The sequence below is a fragment of the Rothia halotolerans genome (genome assembly GCF_004136635.1).
Classification (GTDB): domain Bacteria; phylum Actinomycetota; class Actinomycetes; order Actinomycetales; family Micrococcaceae; genus Rothia; species Rothia halotolerans.
In genome coordinates, this window is record NZ_NOIU01000002.1 from 244099 (window position 1) to 266537 (window position 22439).

At 70.5% G+C, this 22439-nt stretch carries 16 protein-coding genes and 1 tRNA gene; 12 read left to right on the top strand and 5 right to left on the bottom strand.

The features are described from left to right. Positions 1-152: 152 nt before the first annotated feature. Both gltB and EWV39_RS06095 read left to right on the top strand, forming a co-directional pair. Positions 153-4793 carry a glutamate synthase large subunit gene (gene gltB, locus EWV39_RS06090; protein ID WP_129657794.1) on the top strand — a complete coding sequence of 1547 codons (4641 nt, stop codon included), beginning with the start codon at positions 153-155 and terminating at the stop codon, positions 4791-4793. Further along, on the top strand, positions 4786-6246 hold the full coding sequence (locus tag EWV39_RS06095; protein WP_129657796.1) for a glutamate synthase subunit beta: 1461 nt from the start codon (positions 4786-4788) through the stop codon (positions 6244-6246). The genes gltB and EWV39_RS06095 overlap by 8 nt, the downstream gene beginning before the upstream one ends. A gap of 210 nt (positions 6247-6456) precedes the next feature. Here EWV39_RS06095 and EWV39_RS06100 read toward each other — a convergent pair whose 3' ends face one another. Continuing rightward, the gene (locus EWV39_RS06100) at positions 6457-6993 is read right to left on the bottom strand and encodes a flavodoxin domain-containing protein (RefSeq protein WP_165313179.1); all 537 of its coding nucleotides are present in this window, start codon (positions 6991-6993) and stop codon (positions 6457-6459) included. Between the two features lie 190 nt (positions 6994-7183). On the opposite strand from EWV39_RS06100, the gene pyk reads away from it, so the two are divergent. Both pyk and EWV39_RS06110 read left to right on the top strand, forming a co-directional pair. After that, entirely contained in the window at positions 7184-8656 is a 1473-nt protein-coding gene (gene pyk, locus EWV39_RS06105) for a pyruvate kinase (RefSeq protein WP_129657800.1), read from the top strand. Positions 8657-8797: 141 nt separating this feature from the next. After that, positions 8798-8879, top strand: a tRNA-Leu gene (locus EWV39_RS06110). A 164-nt stretch (positions 8880-9043) separates the two neighbouring features. On the opposite strand, the gene EWV39_RS06115 is transcribed toward EWV39_RS06110, so the two are convergent. Beyond that, positions 9044-10648 (bottom strand): MFS transporter, encoded by a 1605-nt coding sequence (locus EWV39_RS06115; protein ID WP_129657802.1) that lies wholly within the window; start codon positions 10646-10648, stop codon positions 9044-9046. 82 nt (positions 10649-10730) lie between these two features. On the opposite strand from EWV39_RS06115, the gene EWV39_RS06120 reads away from it, so the two are divergent. After that, complete coding sequence (locus EWV39_RS06120) at positions 10731-11399, top strand: TetR/AcrR family transcriptional regulator (RefSeq protein ID WP_129657804.1); 669 nt, start codon at positions 10731-10733, stop codon at positions 11397-11399. A gap of 278 nt (positions 11400-11677) precedes the next feature. On the opposite strand, the gene EWV39_RS06125 is transcribed toward EWV39_RS06120, so the two are convergent. Further along, the gene (locus tag EWV39_RS06125; protein ID WP_129657806.1) at positions 11678-11878 is read right to left on the bottom strand and encodes a hypothetical protein; all 201 of its coding nucleotides are present in this window, start codon (positions 11876-11878) and stop codon (positions 11678-11680) included. 238 nt (positions 11879-12116) lie between these two features. Between EWV39_RS06125 and EWV39_RS06130 the strand changes: the two genes are divergently transcribed. Together EWV39_RS06130 and EWV39_RS06135 are read left to right on the top strand one after the other, a co-directional pair. After that, positions 12117-12581: an SRPBCC family protein gene (locus EWV39_RS06130; protein ID WP_129657808.1), complete on the top strand. Its 465-nt coding sequence runs from the start codon at positions 12117-12119 to the stop codon at positions 12579-12581. A gap of 133 nt (positions 12582-12714) precedes the next feature. Next, entirely contained in the window at positions 12715-13344 is a 630-nt protein-coding gene (locus EWV39_RS06135; protein ID WP_129657810.1) for an ANTAR domain-containing response regulator, read from the top strand. 160 nt (positions 13345-13504) lie between these two features. Here the strand turns inward: EWV39_RS06135 and EWV39_RS06140 are convergent, their stop codons facing one another. Next, complete coding sequence (locus EWV39_RS06140) at positions 13505-13954, bottom strand: PaaI family thioesterase (protein ID WP_129657812.1); 450 nt, start codon at positions 13952-13954, stop codon at positions 13505-13507. 91 nt (positions 13955-14045) lie between these two features. Between EWV39_RS06140 and polA the strand changes: the two genes are divergently transcribed. From polA to rpsA, 4 genes are all read left to right on the top strand, one after another. Continuing rightward, the gene (polA, locus tag EWV39_RS06145) at positions 14046-16799 is read left to right on the top strand and encodes a DNA polymerase I (RefSeq protein WP_129659105.1); all 2754 of its coding nucleotides are present in this window, start codon (positions 14046-14048) and stop codon (positions 16797-16799) included. A gap of 40 nt (positions 16800-16839) precedes the next feature. After that, positions 16840-17646, top strand: coding sequence for an HAD family hydrolase (locus tag EWV39_RS06150; RefSeq protein ID WP_129657814.1), 807 nt, complete (start codon positions 16840-16842; stop codon positions 17644-17646). A 124-nt stretch (positions 17647-17770) separates the two neighbouring features. Further along, positions 17771-19114 carry a GNAT family N-acetyltransferase gene (locus tag EWV39_RS06155; RefSeq protein ID WP_129657817.1) on the top strand — a complete coding sequence of 448 codons (1344 nt, stop codon included), beginning with the start codon at positions 17771-17773 and terminating at the stop codon, positions 19112-19114. Between the two features lie 226 nt (positions 19115-19340). Then, positions 19341-20825, top strand: a complete 1485-nt coding sequence (gene rpsA / locus EWV39_RS06160) for a 30S ribosomal protein S1 (RefSeq protein WP_129657819.1) — start codon at positions 19341-19343, stop codon at positions 20823-20825. Positions 20826-20982: 157 nt separating this feature from the next. Here rpsA and EWV39_RS06165 read toward each other — a convergent pair whose 3' ends face one another. Continuing rightward, on the bottom strand, positions 20983-21711 hold the full coding sequence (locus EWV39_RS06165; RefSeq protein ID WP_129657821.1) for an IMPACT family protein: 729 nt from the start codon (positions 21709-21711) through the stop codon (positions 20983-20985). 93 nt (positions 21712-21804) lie between these two features. On the opposite strand from EWV39_RS06165, the gene coaE reads away from it, so the two are divergent. Next, positions 21805-22425: a dephospho-CoA kinase gene (gene coaE, locus EWV39_RS06170; RefSeq protein ID WP_129657823.1), complete on the top strand. Its 621-nt coding sequence runs from the start codon at positions 21805-21807 to the stop codon at positions 22423-22425. Positions 22426-22439 lie beyond the last annotated feature (14 nt).

The window sequence follows — 22439 nt, forward strand, 5'->3', positions numbered from 1 at the left end:
CCGGCAGCATCCGCCACCCCTCCCGGCACCCCCGTACCAGGAACCGACGGCAGCCACTGTCCCCGGCTGCTCTCCCGCAACCGGTTCCACCGTGCCCCACGCCGCTGCTTCACACGAGCATCGCTGGGCCCACATGAGGAGGTGCCTGAAGCATGACTTCCTTCGAGACATCCCACCACGCCCGCTCGCCGTTCTCCACGTTCGCCGCGATACCGGAGCAGCAGGGTCTCTACCATCCCGAGCATGAGAAGGACGCCTGCGGCCTGGCGATGATCGCGACGCTGACCGGGGAGGCGACGCACGACGTCGTGGACAAGGCCCTGACTGCGCTGCGCAGCCTCGAGCACCGGGGCGCGGTCGGCGCGGACGAGGGCACCGGCGACGGCGCCGGGCTGCTGACCCAGATCCCCCACCGCTTCCTGAGCGAGGAGGTCGACTTCGACCTGCCCGCCGAGGGGAAGTACGCCGTGGGCACCGCCTACCTGCCGACCGACGGCGTCGACGCCGACGAGCTCCAGGAGGGCCTGACCCGCATCGCCCGCGGTGAGGGCCTGGCCGTGCTCGGCTGGCGCGTGGTGCCGGTGGACGACTCCGTGGTCGGCCGCTCCTCCCGCGCCGTGATGCCCTACTTCGTGCAGATGTTCGTCGCGGAGGCGGAGACCTCCGAGACCGAGGAGGCCTTCACCGGCCACATCCCGGTGGTCGAGCTCGATCCCGAGCAGGAGCGCCGGCAGCTGGACCAGAAGGCGTTCAGGGTCCGCAAGCGCTCCCAGCACAAGCTCGGCGTGTACTTCCCCTCCTTCTCCTCGCGCACCATCACGTACAAGGGGATGCTGACCACCGCGCAGCTCGAGCCGTTCTACCCGGACCTCTCAGATCCGCGCTTCACGACCAAGCTGGCGATCGTCCACTCGCGCTTCTCCACCAACACGTTCCCCTCCTGGCCGCTGGCCCAGCCGTTCCGCTCCATCGCGCACAACGGCGAGATCAACACGGTCAAGGGCAACCGCAACTGGATGCGCGCGCGGCAGTCGGGGCTGAAGTCCCCGGTGCTCGGCCGCCGGCCCGAGGAGCTGTTCCCCATCTGCTCGGTGGGCGCCTCCGACTCGCAGTCCTTCGACGAGGTCGTGGAGCTGCTCATGCTCTCCGGCCGCTCGATGCCCGAGGCGATCATGATGATGATCCCCGAGGCGTGGGAGAACCACGAGACGATGGACGAGGACCGCCGGGCCTTCTACCGGTACCACGCGACCCTCATGGAGCCCTGGGACGGGCCCGCCGCGGTGACCTTCACCGACGGCCGGCTCGTCGGCTCGGTGCTGGACCGCAACGGCCTGCGCCCCGGGCGCTACTGGGAGACCGAGGACGGGCTGGTGATCTTCGCCTCCGAGGTGGGCGTCGTCGACATCGGCACCTCCCGGGTGGTCTCCAAGGGACGGGTCTCGCCGGGCAGGATGTTCCTGGTGGACACCGAGCAGGGCCGGATCATCCCGGACGAGGAGGTCAAGCGCGAGGTCGCCGAGCGCAACCCGTGGAGGGAGTGGGCCCGGGAGAACGTCATCTCCCTGAGCGAGCTGCCCGACCGCGAGCACATGCAGTCCTCGCCGCAGTCCATCAGCATCCGCCAGCAGACCTTCGGGTACACCCACGAGGAGCTGAAGAAGATCCTCGGCCCCATGGCGGAGAAGGGGGCCGAGCCGATCTACGCGATGGGCACGGACACCCCGATCGCCGTGCTGGCCGAGCGCCCCCGGCTGCTCTTCGACTACTTCGTGCAGTCCTTCGCGCAGGTGACCAACCCGCCGCTGGACTCGATCCGCGAGGAGCTGGTGACCTCGCTGCGCAGCTCGATCGGCCCCAACGCCAACCTGCTGCGCAACGGCTACGCCGCGACCCGCCAGCTCGAGTTGCCCTTCCCGGTGCTCGACAACGACGAGCTGGACAAGATCCTCCACCTGGACGACGAGGACGGCATGGCGATCGCCCTCAAGGTCAGGGGGCTGTACAGTCCGGAGGGCGGCGCGGCGGCCCTGCGCGCCCGGCTCACCGAGATCTGCGAGAAGGTCTCCGCGGCGATCAACCGCGGCGTGCAGTACATCGTGCTCTCCGACCGGAACTCCTCGCCGACCTGGGCGCCGATCCCCTCGCTGCTGCTCACCGCCGCGGTGCACCACCACCTGCTCCGCTCGGCGACCCGCACCAAGGCGGCCCTGCTCGTCGAGGCCGGCGACGTCCGCGAGGTCCACCACGTCGCGGCCCTGATCGGCTACGGCGCCTCCGCCGTCAACCCCTACCTGGCGATGGAGTCGGTGGAGCACCTGGTGCGCACCGAGGAGATCACCGGGGTGACCGAGGGCCAGGCCGTGAGGAACCTGATCAAGGGGCTCGGCAAGGGCCTGCAGAAGATCATGTCCAAGATGGGCATCTCCACGGTCAGCTCGTACTGCGGCGCCCAGACCTTCGAGGCGCTCGGGCTCTCGCAGAGCTTCGTGGACGAGTACTTCACCGGGACGCACTCGCAGCTGGGCGGCGTCGGCATCGACGTGATCGCCGCCGAGGTCAAGGCCCGGCACCGGCGCGCCTATCCCAGCGACGGTGTGAGCGTGCCGTACCGCTCGCTCGAGACCGGCGGCGAGTACGACTGGAGGCGCGACGGCGCCCCGCACCTGTTCAGCCCGCAGACGGTCTTCCGCCTGCAGCACGCGACCAAGACCCGCCGCTACGACATCTTCAAGAGCTACACCCGGGGCGTGGACGACCAGTCCAAGGACCTCATGACGCTGCGCGGCCTGCTCTCCTTCAAGGAGCGCGAGCCGATCCCGATCGAGGAGGTCGAGCCGGTCTCCGCCATCGTCAAGCGGTTCTCGACCGGCGCGATGTCCTACGGGTCGATCTCGAAGGAGGCCCACGAGACGCTGGCGATCGCCATGAACCGGCTGGGCGCGAAGTCCAACACCGGCGAGGGCGGCGAGGACCTGGACCGGCTCCTGGACCCCGAGCGGCGCTCGGCGATCAAGCAGGTGGCCTCCGGCCGCTTCGGAGTGACCAGCCTGTACCTGACCAACGCGGACGACATCCAGATCAAGATGGCCCAGGGCGCCAAGCCGGGCGAGGGCGGGCAGCTGATGTCCACCAAGGTCTACCCGTGGGTCGCCAGGACCCGGCACTCGACGCCGGGGGTCTCGCTGATCTCCCCGCCGCCGCACCACGACATCTACTCGATCGAGGACCTGGCCCAACTGATCTACGACCTCAAGCGCTCGAACCCCGAGGCGCGGGTCCACGTCAAGCTGGTCTCCGAGATCGGGATCGGCACGGTGGCCAGCGGCGTGACCAAGGCGAAGGCCGACGTCGTGCTTGTCTCCGGGCACGACGGCGGCACCGGCGCGGCGCCGCTGAACTCGCTCAAGCACGCCGGCGGTCCCTGGGAGCTCGGCCTGGCCGAGACCCAGCAGACGCTGATGCTCAACGGGCTGCGGGACCGCGTGGTCGTGCAGGCGGACGGGCAGATGAAGACCGGGCGCGACGTCGTCATCGCCGCCCTGCTGGGCGCGGAGGAGTACGGCTTCGCCACGGCCCCGCTGGTGGTCGAGGGCTGCATCATGATGCGCAAGTGCCACCTGGACACCTGCCCGGTCGGCGTCGCGACCCAGAACCCGAAGCTGCGCGAGCGGTTCACGGGCAAGGCGGAGCACGTGGTGAACTTCTTCGAGTTCATCGCCGAGGAGGTGCGCGAGCACCTCGCCGCGCTGGGCTTCCGGACCCTGGAGGAGGCCATCGGCCACGCCGAGGTCCTGGACACCCGCGACGCCGTCGCCCACTGGAAGGCCGCGGGCCTGGACTTGACCGGGGTGCTGCGCTCGACCGCCGTCGAGTACGGCTCGAAGGGGATCCGGAACACCCGCGCGCAGGACCACGAGCTGGACCTGCACATCGACAACGAGCTGATCCGGCTCTCCGAGGCCGCCCTGACGGAGCGGGTCCCGGTGTCGATCGACCACGCCGTGATCAACACCGACCGCGCGATCGGGACCATGCTGGGCCACCGGGTCACCAAGACCTTCGGCCCGGACTTCCTGGACCACGACACGATCACGGTCAACCTGCACGGGCAGGCGGGCCAGTCGATGGGTGCGTTCCTCCCGCAGGGCATCACCCTGCGGCTGGTGGGCGAGGCCAACGACTACACGGGCAAGGGCCTGTCCGGCGGCCGGATCGTCGTCCGCCCGGAGGCGGACGCCCTCTTCGAGGCGCAGGACAACGTGATCGCCGGCAACGTGATCGGCTACGGCGCGACCAGCGGCGAGATCTTCCTGCGCGGCCAGGTGGGCGAGCGCTTCATGGTCCGCAACTCCGGCGCCGTCGCGGTGGTCGAGGGCATCGGTGACCACGGCTGCGAGTACATGACCGGCGGCACCGTCCTGATCATCGGCGGCACGGGCAGGAACTTCGGCGCCGGCATGTCCGGCGGCGTCGCCTACGTGCTGGACCTGGACCCGGCGGACGTCAACAGGCTCGCCCGGGAGTCCGGGGAGCTGACGTTCAGCGGCCTGAGCCCGCAGGACGAGGCCGTGGTCGCCGAGCTGCTGGAGCGGCACTACGCGGAGACCGGCTCCGAGGTGGCCCGCACCATGCTGGCCGACCGGGCCGGCTCCTTCGCCCGACTGACCCGCGTCATGCCGCGCGACTTCGCGGCCGTGACCGACATCCGCAGCCGCGCGGAGACCCGGGGGCAGAACCCGGACTCCGACGCGGTCTGGCAAGAGATTCTGGAGGTGACCGCGCGTGGCTGATCCCCGCGGATTCATGACCTACACCGAGCGCCGGGATCGTCCCAAGCGCCCCGTGCCGGTGCGCATCCTGGACTGGAAGGAGGTCCAGGCCGAGCAGGACCAGGCGGTGCTGAAGCAGCAGGCCTCCCGCTGCATGGACTGCGGCGTGCCCTTCTGCCACCAGGGCTGCCCGCTGGGCAACCTCATCCCCGAGTGGAACGACCTCATGTGGCGCGGACGCACCCAGGAGGCCGTGGATCGCATGCACGCGACCAACAACTTCCCGGAGTTCACCGGCCGCGTGTGCCCCGCCCCCTGCGAGGCCTCCTGCGTGCTGGGCATCAACCAGCCGCCGGTGACCATCAAACAGATCGAGTACGAGATCGGGGAGCGGGCCTTCTCCGAGGACCTCATCGAGCCGCACCTGCCGGAGCGGCTGGTGGACCGGACGGTCGCCGTCGTCGGCTCGGGGCCCGCGGGGCTCGCCGCGGCGCAGCAGCTGACGCAGGCCGGGTTCACGGTCGCGGTGTTCGAGCGAGACGACCGCATCGGCGGCCTGCTGCGCTACGGCATCCCCGACTTCAAGATGGAGAAGGGCGTCATCGACCGGCGACTCGAGGTCATGCAGGCCGAGGGCACCCGCTTCCGGCCCGGCGTTGAGATCGGTAGGGACATCACCTGGGACCAGCTGCGGCGCCGGTACGACGCCGTGGTGGTCGCCACCGGCGCCACCCAGCCGCGCGACCTCCCGATCCCGGGGCGGGAGCTTGAGGGCGTGCACTTCGCGATGGACTACCTGGTGGAGTCCAACCGGGTGCAGGCCGGCGAGGAGGTGCCCGGCCAGATCGACGCGGCGGGCAAGCACGTGGTCATCCTGGGCGGCGGCGACACCGGCGCGGACTGCATCGGCACCGCCAACCGCCAGCAGGCGGCCTCGGTGACGACGCTGGCCATCGGCAATCGCCCGCCCGAGGAGCGCGCCGAGCACGAGCCGTGGCCGATGTTCCCCAACCTCTTCGAGGTCGCCAGCGCCCACGAGGAGGGCGGCGACCGGAACTACCTGGCCTCGACCGTGGAGTTCGTGGGGGAGGACGGCGTCCTCACCGGCATCAAGGTCGCCGAGACCGAGTACCTGGAGAACGGGAGGCGGGCTCCCAAGGCCGGCACCGAGCGCATCATCCGCGCGGACCTGGTCTTCCTGGCCCTGGGCTTCACGGGGCAGGACTCGCGGGCGATCGTGGAGCAGACCGACGCCGAGTTCGACGGCCGCACCAACGTGGCCCGCGACGAGCAGTACATGACGGCCGCGGACGGGATCTTCTCGTGCGGCGACGCCGGGCGGGGCCAGTCGCTGGTCGTGTGGGCGATCGCCGAGGGGCGCGCCTGCGCGGCGGCCGTGGAGCGGCACCTGATGGGCAGCACCGTGCTGCCGGAGCCGGTGGCGCCGAGCGATCGGCCGATCGACCTGCTCTAGTCCGGCGGTCCGCTCGCGGACGCAGACGCTCTACGACGACGGCGGGCCGGCACCTCCTCGAGGAGGCGCCGGCCCGCCGTCGTGGTGCGTGGGCTCGTCGCGGTGTGGTGGGCCGCCGGTGACGGCTGGAGCGCCGGGATGCGTGAGCCCGCCGTCGGGTCCTGGCCGAGGCGGGGAAGCAGGCAGGCCTCCGCGCGGTGGTCCCGGGGCCTAGAGCGCCCGGACGCGCTCGACGAAGGGGGCGATGCTCTCCCGGTCCGAGTAGTCCGCCTGGCCGCCGTAGCAGTCGAGCATCTGCTGATCGGTCACCGACCTGTTGGACTTGGACTTCAGGAACGCCTTGACGCCCATCATGGCCGTGCGGTGCTTCCGGGAGAGGGCCGCGTAGTCCATGCCGCCGCGGAAGTGGGCGGTGGGGGCCTCGGCGTCGAAGGCCGGGGCGAAGTTCTTGGCGAGCACGGCGTCGAGCTTCTCCTTCGGCACGGAGACGTCCCCGCTGAAGGAGACGGTGAAGTAGGCCGTCTTCCTGTCCTTCAGGGCCGGGGCGAGGCGGGAGATCTCGCCGGCGCGGGTCAGGCTGCCGGCGTAGTCGCTCGCGCCGATCACCACGGTCTCCGCGTCGGCGAGGTCGGCCTCGGCGGCCTCCTCCAGGGGAAGCGCCCGGCCGCCGAGGTCTTCGGCGATCCACTGGGCGTAGGTGCGGGCGTGGCCGTAGTGCGACCCGTAGAGCACGAGGGTGGTGGGCATGGGGCCTCCTGTGTGAGGGGTGCTGTTGGCGAGGGTGGTGCTGAAGACCAGGGTAGTCAATCCGCGCCGGCGCGCGGCCGCGGCGGGGTGGTGCGGGAAGGAATGTGGCGGATGAGACGTGAACGCGCCGATTCCCGACACTCGGACGGGGCGGTGTCCCTGGGGCGGCGATCGCACTAGAGTTGGAGGCATGAGACGAGCAAAGATCGTATGTACCCTGGGCCCCGCACTGTCGAGCTATGAAAAGGTTTCGGAGGCCATCTCTGCCGGCCTCAACGTCGCCCGCCTGAACATGAGCCACGGCGACCACTCCGTCCACTCGGAGAACTACACCAACGTGCGCCGGGCGGCGGATGAGCTGGGCGCCAACGTCGCCATCCTCGCCGACATCCAGGGCCCCAAGATCCGCCTGGAGACCTTCGCCGAGGGCAAGGTCGTCCTGAACCCGGGCGACACCTTCAAGATCACCTCCGAGGACGTGGAGGGCACCAAGGAGATCTGCGGGACCACCTACAAGGGGCTCCCCGGGGACGTGCGCCCCGGCGACCTGCTGCTGGTGGACGACGGCAAGATCCGCCTCGAGGCCACCGAGGTCACCGAGACCACGGTGACGACCCGCGTGGTGGTCGGCGGCCCCGTGTCCAACCACAAGGGCATCAACCTGCCCGGCGTGGCGGTCTCCGTGCCGGCCCTGACGCCGAAGGACGAGAAGGACCTCCGCTGGGCGCTGCAGACCGGCGTCGACATCATCGCGCTCTCCTTCGTCCGCTCGGGCGACGACATCGTCCGCGTGCACGAGATCATGGAGGAGGAGGGCCTGCACCTGCCGGTGATCGCCAAGATCGAGAAGCCGCAGGCCGTGGAGAACCTCCAGGACATCGTGGACAAGTTCGACGGCATCATGGTCGCCCGCGGCGACCTCGGCGTCGAGTACCCGCTGGAGGAGGTGCCGCTGGTCCAGAAGAAGGCCGTGACCCTGGCCCGCCGCTGGGCCAAGCCGGTGATCGTCGCGACCCAGGTGCTGGAGTCGATGATCGAGAACCCGATGCCGACCCGCGCCGAGGCCTCCGACTGCGCCAACGCCATCCTCGACGGCGCCGACGCCGTGATGCTCTCGGGCGAGACCTCGGTCGGCAAGTACCCGATCATCACCATCCAGACGATGGCGCGGATCGTGGAGTCCACCGAGCGTCACGGCCTGGACCGCGTGCCGGCCCTGGGCTCCAGCCCCCGCACCCGTGGCGGCGCGGTGACCCTCGCGGCCGTGGCGATCGCCCAGCAGCTGGACGTGGACTACATCTGCACCTTCACCCAGTCCGGCGACTCCGCCCGGCGGCTCTGCCGGCTCCGCCCGCCGCAGCCGGTGCTGGCCTTCACCCCGGATCCCAAGGTCAGGGCCTTCATGGCGCTGTTCTGGGGCGTCCAGGCGGCGCTGCAGCGCGAGGCCTACGACACGGACGAGATGATCTCGGCCGCGGACAAGTACCTGCTCTCGCACGGCATGGCCAAGCCGGACGACATGGTGGTCCTGACCGCAGGCTCCCCCATGGGTGTAGCGGGCTCGACCAACATGGTGCGCGCCCATCGCATCGGCGACATGGACGACTCCGGGGCCCGCATGCCCGAGGCGCGCGAGCACCTCGGGCCGTACGGGGAGGACTGACCCTCTCCCGACGCCGGGCCCGTCCGTGCGGGGCGGGCCCGGCGTCCCCTCCGGGGGTGTGCCAGGACGGGATTGCCCGGCGCGCGACGCCATTGTGTACAGTGGAGTCGCTCGGGGGTTCGCACTGAATCCTCGCTCCGCGCCCAAGTGGCGGAATCGGCAGACGCGCCGCACTCAAAATGCGGTATGGAAACATGTGTGGGTTCGAGTCCCACCTTGGGCACTTATCACTGTTCAACCTGGTCAGGGCCGGTTTTCTGGGACGCCTCCATGGCGTTCGGGGATCCGGCCCTGTCGTCTTGACGGTCAGGCGGACGGTCACGGGGAACCTACCTCTCTCCGGAGCTGTGAGGCCCAGGACCGCGCACTTCCTCGCCTGCACATCGATCAATCCGTGCCCTCGGACGTCACCCCGTGCTGGGCGCCCACCGAAGGTGCCCCCTCCGTCGAGCCCGGTCGCCGGGCGGAGCGCATCCGATGCACCTCGAGCACGACGAGGGCGAGCAGGGCCGCCGTCGCGAGGATGAAGGCGCCCAGGCGGAAGGTATCGGTCATGGCGACCGTGAAGAAGTCGTTGACCTTCCGCAGGAACTCCGGGATGAACTCCAGCGGCAGGTGCTCGGCTACGGCGTGGGCTCCCGCGAGGGTCTCACGCGCAGGCTCGACGATCTCCCGCGGCAGGTGCGGTGCGGCGTCGGTATCGATGCGCGAGCGGTAGACCGAGGTCCCGAAGCTCCCCAGGACCGCGATGCCCATGGCCCCGCCCAGCTCGTAGGCCGTCTCGCTGATTCCCGCCGCGGAGGCCGCGCGGTCCTTCGGCGCCGCGACGATGATCATGTCGTTGGTCAGCGTATCCGCTACCCCGACGCCCAGGCCGATGAGGGCTCCGCCGCCGAAAGCCAGGGCCATGTCCTCCGTCAGGCCGAGCTGGGAGAGGACTCCGAATCCGCCGGCGGCGACCAGCAGACCACCGCCGATCAGCCATGAGCCGCGTATATGCCGGAAGAGGATTGGGGCCAGCACGGCTCCGACCACGGCTCCGACCGCGATCGGGATGGCCCACAGCCCCGCTTCCAGCGGGGTCTTGCCGAGGGCCAGCTGAATGTACTGGGGGAAGAAGTAGAGGACGCTCGTCAGCGCGAAGATTCCCGCGAGGTTGGCCAGTACCGAGACGGTGAAGGGCGCCGAGCGGAAGAGCCAGACGTCGATCAGCGGATGGGGGAGGCGACGCTGCCGCAGGGTGAACCATGCTCCTCCGAGAGCTCCCGCCGCGAGGAGGCCCAGGGCCGCTGGCCCCCAGCCGTGCTCCGAGGCGTGCTTGAGGCCGTAGACGAAGGCGAGGACCGAGGCGATGAGCACTACGGCCGAGAAGGGGTCGAACCTGCGAGGCCGCGGATCCCGAGATTCGGGGATCAGGAACGGCCCCGCGACCAGCAGGAGGACCATGAGGGGGACGTTGATCAGGAAGACCGACCCCCAGGAGAAGCGTTCCAGGAGCGCCCCGCCGACCACCGGCCCCAGCCCCGCACCGCCCGCGAACGCCGCGGCCCAGACGGAGATGGCCCGGCGTCGTTGTGCGGGGTCCGCGAAGATTGTGCGGATCAGCGAGAGGGTGCTCGGCATCAGGGTCGCGCCGCCGATCCCCAGCAGGGCACGGGCGAGGATGAGCATCTCGGGGCTGGTGGACATCGCCGCCAGCACCGAGGCCGCCCCGAACAGCACCGAGCCGATGAGCAGCAGCCGACGCCGCCCGATCCTGTCGCTGAGAGAGCCCATGAGGATCAGCAGTCCCGCCAGGAAGATCCCGTAGACGTCCACGATCCAGAGGAGCTGGCTCGCGCTGGGGCGGAGATCTTCGCTGAGCTTCGGAACCGCCACGGAGAGTACCGTCAGGTCGATGCTCATCAAGAGGACGGGGGTGGTGAGAAGAGCCAGCGCGCACCATGACCGGAAGGTGGCGCGCTGCGGATCTGGGGAACGGTTTGCTGACATCTGAGCCTCCTTAGGATGAGCTCAGTATAAGTTGGCCAACTGGCCAAGGCAATTGGCCAACATTCCATGGTACGTTTCACCCATGGATGCAAGGGCGGACGGCAAGGGCCAGATGAGTGCCGAGGTGCGGCGGCAGCTGCTGCTGGAAGCGGCGCTCGAGGTCATGAAGGAGAGAGGCGTCGCGGCGGCGTCCACCCGGGCGATCTGCGAACGCGCTGGGATGCCGCACGGAGCCTTTCACTACTGCTTCGGCTCCAAGAAGGAGCTGTTCGCCGCACTGCTGGTCCAGAGCGTCGAGGTGCCGCTGGAGAGGGCCTGGGAGCTGCTGACGCCCGAGACCTCCCCGTCTCAGGCTTTTCGCGTGCTCTTCCGCGCCTACTGGGAGGAGGTCTCCGCAGATCCCAGCCGTGAGCTCGTCCTCTCGGAGCTCACCAATCATGCGCTGCGCGATGAGGAGCATCGGGGGCTCCCGGCCTGGGAGTCGCAGATGTACCGCGAGCGCATCGCCGAGCATCTCCGGGGCATGGCGCTGCGCACCGGTTCCAGGTACCGGATCCCCGAGCTGGAGCTCTCGGACCTGATCCTGACCCTCCTCCTCGGCGCGACGACGAGTTGGCTCGCCCATCGCAGCGACGAGACGGCGTTGCACACCCTGGAACACGCCGCGGACCTCCTCGCCCAGAACGTGGTGCCGGGCGAGGAGGCGGCGAGGTCCTATGGCCCGGCGGGGGAGGAGGAGTGGGGTTGGTGAACGACTACTCTCGTCGATCAGTGCGACCAGTGCCGTGTCCGGGGTCCTTTCGGGGTCGCATCCTCCCGCCAACATAGATGAGGGGGAGGGCGAGGAAGAGGACCCAGGAGACATAGCCGAAGTTCGCCCACCCCGGCACCAGCGTGGAGACGGCCGTTGCGAGGACGAAGAGAGCGATCAAACCGCCGACGATGATGAAGGTCCCGCCGAGCTTGGGGCGTGGTGCGATTCGAGCCATCCGGGCACCGTATCCACGGCGCGACTGCGTCCCCAAACGATTACCGGGTCCGCCTTGGCCGGCGGAAATATCCGAAGAGCAGGAAGGCTGCCCCCAGCAGCATCAGCCTCAGCGCGGCGTAACCCGGCGTTCCGCCCTGGGCCAGGCTGAGGGTCGCGGCCAGCAGGCCGAGGAACACCAGGAGCCCGCCGATGGTGATCAGGACCGGTCGGTTCAGGAGGGATGCGGCTCGGCGGGGCATGACGCCAGACTACGTGGGGATCGACTGACAGGGGGAGGACGCCGTCCCTCATTGAGGAGGCCCTCCGTCATGGAAAGATTTCGGGGGAGTGAGCCATCGGTTTCGCCCAGAGCCTCTCTCCCCGCCGTTTCCTTGATGGGCCATGCGGGCCTGGATACTGTGAACAGCACAGCCCCCGGCACGGCCGCCGCACGGCGTCGGAATGCCGGGGAACCCTAGAGGAGCAGAGGAGATTCACATGGCAGAGAACACCTCCATCACCGTCACCCGATCCGTGGACATCCCGGCGAAGGATCTCTTCAACATCCTGAGCAATCCCGAGCGGCATCCCGAGATCGACGGCTCCGGCTTCGTGGTCTCGGACGACAAGACCGACCGGATCTCCGGCCAGGGCGACGTCTTCCGCATGAACATGCACGGCGACCACATGGGCGGGGACTACAAGACCGAGAACCACGTGACCGGCTTCGAGGAGAACAAGTTCATCTCCTGGCAGACTGCTCCCGCTGGCGAGGAGCCCCCCGGCTGGGAGTGGATCTGGGAGCTCACCTCCACCGGCTCCGACTCCGCGGACATCCGGCTGACCTATGACTGGTCCAAGGTGGATCAGGAGACGGTCAACCAGATCGGCTTCCCGCTGGTCACCGAGGACCAGCTCGAGGCCTCGCTGGGCCGCCTGGCCGCCGCCGCGACCGGCGTCTAGGGGCGTCCGAGGCCCTCGGGAGGGACTCGCGGGAGCCCTCGGTCCCCGTCGGTTGCGCAGCCGACGTAAAATGGTCCGAGTTCCCGCGGGTCCCACCCGACCCCTCGAGATACAGCACTGGATGGAGATCACCATGTCCGAGACGACCCCCGAATTTTCAGGCGAGAACGCCGCCCCCCAGCCCGAGGAGGCCCCCCGGCGCCGCGTCGTCGTCGCCGAGGACGAGGCCCTGATCCGGCTGGACATCGTCGAGATCCTCAAGGACCGCGGCTTCGAGGTCGTGGCGGAGGCCGCCAACGGCGAGGAGGCGGTCGCGATGGCCAAGGAGCACGAGCCCGACGTCGTCCTGATGGACGTGAAGATGCCCAAGATGGACGGCATCAGCGCGGCCGAGATCATCGCCAACGAGCGCATCGCCCCGGTGGTGCTGCTCACGGCCTTCAGCCAGAAGGAGCTCGTGGACCGGGCCACCGAGGCCGGCGCCATGGCCTACGTGGTCAAGCCGTTCACCGAGAACGACCTCATCCCCTCGATCGAGGTCGCGATGAGCCGCTACGAGCAGATCAAGGCGCTGGAGAGCGAGGTCACCGACCTCAAGGAGCAGTTCGAGACCCGCAAGCTCGTCGAGCGCGCCAAGTCCCTGCTCATCAGCAAGATGGGGCTCAGCGAGCCGGAGGCCTTCCGCTGGATCCAGAAGACCTCGATGGACCGCAGGCTGTCCATGCGGGAGGTCGCGGACACCATCGTCAAGCAGGTCTCCTAGCCGCCCAGGCGCAAGGGCCCCGTCCGGAACGGCTTCCGCCTCGTGGAGGCCGTTCCGGACGGGGTCTCCTCGATTTCCGAGGGTCGTCTTTCAAGAGACGCGCCGCCCCTCCGGTCAGATGTCAGGGGCGCAGGCGGCCAGCGGTCACGCCGCCGCCCGGTCAGGCGCGCCTCTCCACGATCATGTTGGTGATCCGCGCCGTGGAGAGCCGCCGCCCGGCCTCGTCCCGCATCACGACCTCGTGCACGCACACGCTGCCGCCCAGGTGCAGCGCGGTGCACGTCCCGGTGACCCAGCCCGAGGTGGCCGAGCGCTGGTGCGTCGCGTTGATGTCCAGCCCCACCGCCATCCGCCCCGGCCCGGCCGCGATGTTGGCGGCCACGGAGCCAAGCGTCTCGGCGAGCACCAGGTGCGCGCCGCCGTGCAGCAGGCCGGCCGGCTGCGTGTTGCCCTCCACCGGCATGCGCGCCGTCGAGTGCTCGGGGGACATCTGCTCGAACACGATGCCCATCTTCTCCGCCAGCCCGCCCAGGCCGCGCTCGGCGAAGTAGGGGTGGTACTCCTCGGGGATGCCGCTGGCCCGGAGGCGCTCCGCGGTCGCTCTTTCCATGCTCTGCTCTCATCTCGGGGGTGATGCTGTTTAGGATTGTAGGGTGACTTCAGCCCCAGCTTCCACGACCGCCGCCCGCCCCGAGCGCCTGATGCTCATCGACGGGCACTCCATGGCCTTCCGCGCGTTCTTCGCCCTGCCCGCCGAGAACTTCTCCACCTCCACCGGCCAGTGCACCAACGCCGTCTACGGCTTCACGGCCATGCTGATCAACCTCATCAAGAACCAGGAGCCCACCCACGTGGTGGTGGCCTTCGACCTCTCGACCCCCACCTTCCGCAGCGAGGAGTACGCCGAGTACAAGGCGGGCCGGGACGAGACGCCGGAGGAGTTCAGGGGTCAGGTCGGCCTCATCGAGCAGGTCCTGGAGACCATGAACATCCCCTCGGTCACCGTGGACGGCTTCGAGGCGGACGACATCATCGCCACCCTGGCCACCACCGGCGCCGGACGCGGCATGGAGGTCCTCGTCGTCTCGGGGGACCGGGACGCATTCCAGCTGATCAACGACCAGGTCTCGGTGCTCTACCCCCGGCAGGGCGTCACCAAGGACCTGCCGCGGCTGGACGCGGCGGCCATCGAGGAGAAGTACTCGGTGCCCCCGCACCTCTACCCGGACCTCGCCGCGCTGACGGGCGAGAAGGCGGACAACCTGCCGGGGGTGCCCGGCGTCGGTCCCGGCTTCGCGGCGAAGTGGATTGCGAAGTACGGCGACCTCGAGGGCATCCTCGCCCACGCCGAGGAGATCACCGGCAAGAAGGGCGAGGCGCTGCGGGCCCACGTCGAGGACGTGCGGCGCAACCGGCGGCTGAACCGACTGGTCACCGACGTCGAGGTCCCGCTGGACTTCGCCGCTGCCCGGGACCCGCGGCCCGACCGCGAGGCCGTCAACGAGCTGTTCGACACGCTCGAGTTCAACACCCTGCGCGACCGGCTCTTCGCCGTCTTCGGAGAGGCCTCCGCGGCCCCCACGGCGTCCTCCTCGACGATCGAGAGCGTGGACTCGCCGGAGGACGCCGAGGAGCTCCGCGCCTGGCTCCGCGAGGCGCACGCCAGCTCCCCGGCCGCCGCCGAGCGGGACGACGACGCCGTGCGCGCCAACGCCGCCGTGACCCTCCGCCCGTTCTACGGCGAGGGGGAGACCGGCCGCGCCCACGAGCGCGAGATCCTGGGCCTGACGCTCGCCTCCGGCCCGCGGGCGGCCTGGCTGCCCTGGGCAGAGCTCGACGCCGGCGCCCGCGAGGCCCTGGTCGAGTGGCTGGAGGACGCCTCCTCGACCAAGATCGTCTTCGGCGCCAAGGAGGCGCACAAGTCCTTCGCGGAGGACGGCGTCGAGCTGGCCGGCGTCGTGGACGACCCGGCGCTCTCGGCCTACCTGTGCGGCTTCATCCCGCTCCCGCGCCGCCGCGACCACGTCTTCGAGGACCTGGTCGGCCAGTTCCTGCGCACCGCCCTGCCCGAGCGCTCCGACGACGCCGAGGGCACCCTCTTCGCCGCCGGCCCGGACCGGCAGTACGAGGCCCAGCTCGCAGCCCTCACCGAGGCCCTCAGCGCCACCCTGGACGGCCTGCTGGAGGAGCGCTCGATGACCGGGCTCTCCGAGAACCTCGAGCTGCCCCTGGCCCGGGTGCTCGGCGACATGGAGCGGCTGGGCGTCGCGGTGGACTCGGCGAAGATCGCCGAGCTGACGGAGTACTACGCCGGCCTCGCGGCCCAGGCCCAGCAGGCCGCGTGGGACGCCGCCGGGCACGAGGTGAACCTCGGCTCCCCGAAGCAGCTGCAGGTGGTGCTCTTCGACGAGCTGGGGATGCCCAAGACCCGCAAGATCAAGTCCGGCTACTCGACCGACGTCGAGTCCCTGCAGACCCTGCTGGAGAACGCCGCGCCGGAGTCGGCGGGGGAGCGCTTCCTCGCCGGCCTGATGACCTACCGCGACTACACCAAGCTCAAGCAGACCGTGGAGGGCCTGGCCAAGGCCACCTCCGACGACGGCCGGGTCCACACGACCTTCCAGCAGGCGATCGCCGCCACCGGCCGGCTCTCCTCCACCGAGCCGAACCTGCAGAACATCCCGATCCGCACCGAGGAGGGTCGCCGGATCCGCGGGGTCTTCGTTGTGGACCCCCGGGAGATCGGCGGCACGCGCTTCGAGGCGCTGCTGACGGCCGACTACTCGCAGATCGAGATGCGCATCATGGCCCACCTCTCCGGGGACGAGGGGCTCATCGAGGCCTACCGGTCCGGGGAGGACCTGCACCGCTTCGTCGGCTCGCAGGTCTTCGGCGTCGAGCCGCAGGACGTGACCTCGGAGATGCGCTCGAAGGTCAAGGCGATGAGCTACGGGCTGGCCTACGGCCTGTCCTCCTTCGGCCTGTCCAAGCAGCTGCGCATCTCGGTGGACGAGGCGCGGCAGCTGATGGGCAACTACTTCAAGCGCTTCGGCGCCGTGCGGACCTACCTGCGGGAGATCGTGGAGCAGGCCCGCAAGGACGGGTACACCCAGACCATGCTGGGCCGCCGCCGCTACCTGCCGGACCTGCACAGCGACAACCGGCAGCTGCGCGAGATGGCCGAGCGGGCAGCCCTCAACGCCCCCATCCAGGGCTCAGCGGCGGACATCATCAAGAAGGCGATGCTGGGCGTCGACGAGGCGCTGCGGTCCGAGGGCCTGGCCTCCCGCCTGCTGCTGCAGATCCACGACGAGCTCATCCTCGAGGTCGCCCCCGGCGAGCTGGAGCGGGCCCAGGAGATCCTGGTCGAGAAGATGAGCGGCGCCGTCGAGCTGACCGTCCCGCTGGAGGTCCAGGTGGGCCACGGCAGGTCCTGGAACGACGCCGCCCACTAGCCGCGAGGACGCCCCGCGGGGCACCGAGGAGAGGAAGAGCATGATCGGACTGGCCGTCAGCGACATGGACGGGACGTTCCTGGACGGCGAGGGCGGCTTCGACCGCGGCCTGGCCCGGGAGGTGCTGGCCGAGGCGCATGAGGCGGGCATCGAGTTCGCGGCCTGCACGGGCAAGCAGTGCGAGCGGGTCGAGGAGCTGTTCGACGGCGTCTGGGAGGACCTCTGGATCCTCGGGGACTCCGCGGCGCGGATCAAGCGCGCCGGCGAGGTCCGCTGGGAGGGCGCCCTGGAGCGCGGCCGGGCGCTGAGCATCCTTGCGGACCTGCGGGCCCTCGACCCGGACCCGACGCTGATCGCGTGCGCCGGGGACACCGCCTACGTCCACTCCTCGACGCCGGAGGAGCGCCGGGCCGTCGTCCGCCGCTCCTACCGCAGCGTCGGGACGGTGGAGGACTACGAGCAGGTCCCCGGCGAGTTCGTCAAGCTCACCGCCTACGACCCGGGCGGGCGCTCGACCGCCCTCAAGGAGGCCCTGGAGCCCGCCCACGGTGAGCACGCCTACATCATCGACTCGGAGCGGTCCTGGCTGGACGTCACCGCCCCCGGGATCGACAAGGGCAAGACCCTCGCGCGGCTGCAGGGGCGGCTCGGCGTCGGGCCCGAGCGGACGCTGGCCTTCGGCGACACCCTGAACGACCTCGCCCTGTTCGAGCGCGCCGAGTTCTCGATGTGCGTGTCCAACGGCTACCAGCGGGTCAAGGACGCCGCGCACTTCGTCATCGGCTCCAACAAGGAGTCCGCCGTGCTGCACACCCTCCGGAGGTTCGCCCGCGCCCAGACGGGATGAGCCTGCCCCCTGCCGTCCTTCCGCACCCAGGCGGGATGATCCGGCGGCCCGTCCCTCCGCACCCAGGCGGAGCAGCCCGGCGCCCTCCCGCCCCTCCACGCCCCCGTCCCCTCAGGAGACCCCCATGGCCCTCATCCCCTTCGAGCACCGCGACCATCTGGACGGAGACCGGGCGCGCCCGGAGTACGTGCGGGCGCACCGGCGGATCCACGCCGCGTTCTATCTGGACCCCGGCACGCCGGAGACCATCGACTGGCACGCCCGGGCGGACCAGGAGAACGGCCTGGTGCTGCGCGGCTTCGCCGAGGCCTCCGCGCTGCCCCACGCGGCGGGGGAGGAGCTCCCGGTCGCGACGATCGGCTGCTACCCCTCGACCCTCCAGGTCGGGACGCGGCCCGTCCCGACCTGGATGGTCACGGCCGTCGGCGTCGCCCCCACCCACCGGCGCCGCGGGTTGCTGCGGGCCATGATGGGACCCGAGCTGGCCGAGGCGCAGGAGCGGGGCCACGCACTCGCGGCGCTGACGGCCTCCGAGGCGACCATCTACGGCCGCTTCGGCTTCGGGGTCAGCTCCCGCGTGGCGACCCACCGGCTCGACCTGACCCGCCGCCCGCGGATCCTCCCGGCGGTGAGCGCCGCGGCCCGCTGCCCGGAGGCCTCCGTCCACGAGCTCCCCGCCGCGGACCTGATGCCCTACGCGGCCGAGCTGGCCGAGGCCCTCGCCCGGGGCCGGGCCGGCCAGCCGCTCAGGACCCGCTCCGTCTCCGAGGGCCGCCTGGGCGCCGTCGACCCGGAGGGGAACTCGCTGGATCCCGTCCGGACGCGGCTCGGCTACCTCTACCTCGGGCCCGAGGGGCCGGAGGGCTACGCCGCGATCCAGCGGCGCCCGGGCGGCGAGGAGGGGCCCTCGGTCATGGAGGTCAAGGACTTCCAGGCGGGGACCGACCGCGCCCGCATTGGGCTCTGGGAGCACCTGCTCTCCCTGGACCTGGTGGACCGGATCGAGTTCGAGGACGCACCGGGGCGGGAGCTCGCCGACCTGCTCACCGACCCCCGCGCGGTGACGCTCCTGCGCGACGAGGACCGGCTGTGGACCCGGATCCTGGACGTCCCGCGCGTGCTCGAGTCGCGGGAGTACCCGGCGGACGGCCGGCTGGCCCTGCTGGTCGACGACCCGGCCGGCCTGATCACCGGCGCCTACGAGCTGGAGGTCTCCGGCGGGCGGGCCGCGGTGAGGCCGGCGCCGTCGAACCCGGGCCCGGGGGAGGGCGCGGTCGAGGCGCAGGACGACGCCGCCTGGGCCCCCGGCGTCCCGCGGGCCCGGCTCTCCGCGGATCTGCTGGCCACCGCCGTCTTCCGGGGATGTGCGACGCAGGCCAGGTTCGGCGCGGTCGGCGGGCGGGGTGCGGGGCTGGCGGCGCGGCTCTTCGCCGTCGGCCGGGAGCCCTACTGCGACTTCATGTTCTGAGCCGGCCCGGGTCCCGCTCGCGTCCCCTGCGCGGGGCGCCGTCGTGCCGCGGCGGCGTGTCCGGCATCCGTTGACCCGACTTGGCGGAATCCGTAGACTGATGGGGTGCGCCCTGTGCGCGCGAGAATCCAATAAACGTCCGTACCGGCCGTGAAGCGGCCGGGTTCGCCCCCGGCCGGGTCGGACGGCCCAGTACGTCATCTATCCACATCGGAGCCCCTACTACATGACCACCAACACCCCGCAGGTCGCGATCAACGACATCGGAACCGAAGAGGACTTCCTCAAGGCCGTTGACGAGACCATCAAGTACTTCAACGACGGCGATCTTGTCTCTGGCGAAGTTGTCAAGGTCGACCGCGACGAAGTTCTGCTGGACATCGGGTACAAGACCGAAGGCGTCATCCCGTCCCGCGAACTCTCCATCAAGCACGACGTCGACCCCGGTGAAGTTGTTGCCGTTGGTGATGAGGTTGAGGCTCTCGTCCTGACCAAGGAGGACAAGGAAGGCCGCCTGATCCTCTCCAAGAAGCGGGCTCAGTACGAGCGCGCCTGGGGCGACATCGAGAAGATCAAGGAAGACGACGGCGTCGTCGAGGGCACCGTCATCGAGGTCGTCAAGGGCGGCCTCATCCTGGACATCGGGCTCCGCGGCTTCCTGCCGGCCTCCCTGGTCGAGATGCGCCGCGTGCGCGACCTGGCCCCCTACATCGGCCAGCAGATCGAGGCCAAGATCATCGAGCTGGACAAGAACCGCAACAACGTGGTCCTGTCCCGCCGCGCGTGGCTCGAGCAGACCCAGTCCGAGGTCCGCTCCAACTTCCTCCACAAGCTGGAGAAGGGGCAGGTCCGCACCGGCGTCGTCTCCTCGATCGTCAACTTCGGCGCCTTCGTGGACCTGGGCGGCGTGGACGGCCTCGTGCACGTCTCCGAGCTGTCCTGGAAGCACATCGACCACCCCTCCGAGGTCGTCGAGGTCGGCCAGGAGGTCACCGTCGAGGTGCTCGAGGTCGACATGGATCGCGAGCGCGTCTCCCTGTCGCTCAAGGCCACCCAGGAGGACCCCTGGCAGACCTTCGCCCGCACTCACGCGCTGGGCCAGGTCGTTCCGGGCAAGGTCACCAAGCTCGTTCCCTTCGGTGCGTTCGTTCGCGTCGAGGACGGCATCGAGGGCCTGGTCCACATCTCCGAGCTGGCCGTGCGCCACGTGGACCTGGCCGAGCAGGTCGTGTCCGTCGGCGAGGAGCTGTTCGTCAAGGTCATCGACATCGACCTGGACCGCCGCCGCATCTCGCTGTCGCTCAAGCAGGCCAACGAGGGCGTCGACCCCGATGGCACCGAGTTCGACCCGGCCATGTACGGCATGGCCGCGGACTACGACGAGCAGGGCAACTACAAGTACCCCGAGGGCTTCGACCCCGAGTCCAACGAGTGGCTCGAGGGCTACGAGGCGCAGCGCGCCGCGTGGGAGCAGGAGTACGCCAACGCCCAGGCTCGCTGGGAGGCCCACAAGGAGCAGGTCCGCAAGGCCCTGTCCGAGGACGCCGACGCCGCTGCCTCCGCAGCGACCAGCAGCAGCAGCTCCTCCTCTTCCGCCTCCTCGCCGGCTCCGGCCAGCTACTCCTCCGAGGCTCCGGCCGACGATGCGGGCACCCTGGCCTCCGACGAGGCCCTGGCCGCCCTGCGCGAGAAGCTCACCGGCAACAACTAAAGCCCGTGACCCTCGTCCGCGAGGGTCGTGAGCCGAGCTGAAGGGCCCTTCCTCTCCGATCCGTGATCGGAGAGGAAGGGCCCTTTTCGCGTGCGCGCGGCGCCGTGGCGCTGCGGCGCGAGGCCGGGTGCCGGAGCGCTCCCCGGGGAGAGGCCGATCAGCCGAGGGGGAGGTCGATCCAGTCGGTGCCGCCCCACTCCAGCTCCCGCTGCCCCGAGGTCAGCGAGGCGATGCGCAGCTCGGCCCGCTCCAGCGTCTCGCCCCGGTCCTCCACGGCCAGCCGCAGGACCGCGCCCTCGGCTCCGTAGTCGGCGCCCAGCACCGTGTACCCCTCAGCGCGCAGCTCGTTCTCCAGCCGGCCGGCCTCGGCGTGGGGGAGCGCGAGGGCGCCCCGGCGCAGGCGTGAGCGACGCGCCAGCGGGGCGGCGTCGAGCGTGGAGACCACCGCCTCCGTGTAGGCCCGCACCAGGCCGCCGGCGCCCAGCTTGATCCCGCCGAAGTAGCGCACGACGGCGACGCACACGTCCGAGAGGTCGGCCCGCTCCGGCTCTTCCCCGGCGTCGTCCCCGGGGGCGCGGTGGGCCAGCAGCGCCTGGAGCATGGGGATGCCCGCGGTGCCGGCCGGCTCGCCGTCGTCGGAGGAGCGCTGGACCTCGCGGTCGGCCCCGAGGACGAAGGCGGTGCACACGTGCCGGGCGTCCCGGTGGGCCTTCCTGACCGCCTCGATGTGCTCCCTCGCCTGGGCCTCGGTCTCCACGCGGGCGGCGTAGCCGAGGAACTCGCTGCGCCTGACCTCCAGGATGCTCTCGGCCCGCCCGGGGGCGGCGAGCACGGTGTAGCTGCGGGCGCGGGTCTGGGCGGCGTCGGGCGCTTCGGAGGCGGTCACCGTCCCATGCTAGACGCCCGCCCGTGCCGGAGGCCCGGTGTGGGGCTAGGCTGGGAGCGGAACCCAACGGCGTCGGAGGAGAAAGGGGCGGCCGTGCTGCACATCGGCCTCACGGGAGGCATCGGGGCGGGGAAGTCGACCGTGGCCAGGCTGCTGGCCGAGCGCGGCGCGGTGGTGATCGACGCGGACAGGATCTCCCGCGACCTGATGGCGCCGGGCTCCGTGGTGCTGGCCGAGGTCGCCGACGAATTCGGGCCCGAGGTGCTGACCCCGGAGGGGGAGCTGGACCGCGCCGCCCTCGCCCGCCTGGTGTTCGGCGACGACGAGGCCCGGCAGGTCCTCAACGCGATCGTCCACCCGGCCGTGCGGGAGGAGGCCGCGCGGCAGTGGGAGGAGGCCCCCGAGGGCGAGGGCTTCATGGGCGTGGTCGTGGAGGACATCCCGCTGCTGGCCGAGTCGGAGCAGGCCGACCGCTTCGACGGCGTCGTGGTGGTCGAGGCCGAGGAGCGCACCCGCGTCCAGCGGCTCGTGGAGGCTCGGGGGATGTCCGAGGAGGACGTGCGCGCCCGGATCGCGGCCCAGGCGAGCGATGCCCGCCGGCGAGAGATCGCGACGTGGGTGATCGACAACTCCGGGAGCCCGGAGGAGACCGCGGCCGCCGTGGACCGTCTCTGGACGGAGCTCAGGGCGCGGGCCGAGGAGACGGGAAATTGACCATCTGATCATCC

Excerpts from the sequence above, each read along its gene's own strand:
- EWV39_RS06150 (WP_129657814.1), top strand. The coding sequence starts at position 16,840 with ATGATCGGACTGGCCGTCAGCGACATGGACGGGACGTTCCTGGACGGC.
- EWV39_RS06100 (WP_165313179.1), bottom strand. The coding sequence starts at position 6,993 with ATGCCCACCACCCTCGTGCTCTACGGGTCGCACTACGGCCACGCCCGC.
- EWV39_RS06140 (WP_129657812.1), bottom strand. The coding sequence starts at position 13,954 with ATGGAAAGAGCGACCGCGGAGCGCCTCCGGGCCAGCGGCATCCCCGAG.
- gltB (WP_129657794.1), top strand. The coding sequence starts at position 153 with ATGACTTCCTTCGAGACATCCCACCACGCCCGCTCGCCGTTCTCCACG.
- EWV39_RS06135 (WP_129657810.1), top strand. The coding sequence starts at position 12,715 with ATGTCCGAGACGACCCCCGAATTTTCAGGCGAGAACGCCGCCCCCCAG.
- polA (WP_129659105.1), top strand. The coding sequence starts at position 14,046 with ATGCTCATCGACGGGCACTCCATGGCCTTCCGCGCGTTCTTCGCCCTG.
- pyk (WP_129657800.1), top strand. The coding sequence starts at position 7,184 with ATGAGACGAGCAAAGATCGTATGTACCCTGGGCCCCGCACTGTCGAGC.
- EWV39_RS06130 (WP_129657808.1), top strand. The coding sequence starts at position 12,117 with ATGGCAGAGAACACCTCCATCACCGTCACCCGATCCGTGGACATCCCG.
- EWV39_RS06120 (WP_129657804.1), top strand. The coding sequence starts at position 10,731 with ATGGATGCAAGGGCGGACGGCAAGGGCCAGATGAGTGCCGAGGTGCGG.
- EWV39_RS06115 (WP_129657802.1), bottom strand. The coding sequence starts at position 10,648 with ATGTCAGCAAACCGTTCCCCAGATCCGCAGCGCGCCACCTTCCGGTCA.
- rpsA (WP_129657819.1), top strand. The coding sequence starts at position 19,341 with ATGACCACCAACACCCCGCAGGTCGCGATCAACGACATCGGAACCGAA.
- EWV39_RS06155 (WP_129657817.1), top strand. The coding sequence starts at position 17,771 with ATGGCCCTCATCCCCTTCGAGCACCGCGACCATCTGGACGGAGACCGG.
- EWV39_RS06125 (WP_129657806.1), bottom strand. The coding sequence starts at position 11,878 with ATGCCCCGCCGAGCCGCATCCCTCCTGAACCGACCGGTCCTGATCACC.